At 65.7% G+C, this 248-nt stretch carries 1 protein-coding gene; it reads left to right on the forward strand.

Going from position 1 to position 248, the window contains the following annotated elements; all coding sequences use genetic code 11:
- The coding region (locus AC0L3U_RS39955; RefSeq protein ID WP_473365205.1) for a precorrin-6A/cobalt-precorrin-6A reductase at positions 1 to 248 on the forward strand (248 nt) is incomplete at both ends.

The following is a 248-nucleotide window of genomic DNA, read 5'->3' on the forward strand; positions in this document are numbered from 1 at the left end:
CTGAGGGTTTGGCGCAGTATGTTCGGGATGAGGGGATCAGCCTGATCCTCGATGCGACTCATCCGTATGCGGCGCAGATCAGCCGGAACGCGGCTCAAGCCGCGCGGTTGTGCGGGGTGGCGTGCTGGGCCTTACGGCGCCCGGCGTGGCAGCCGCAAACGGCGGATGACTGGCGGGAAGTGTCTGGCTGGGCCGAGCTGATCGAAGCGCTTGAGCCTTTCAAGCGGCCACTGTTTACCCTGGGACGC

It is taken from the genome of Bradyrhizobium sp. Kon69 (assembly GCF_055807515.1).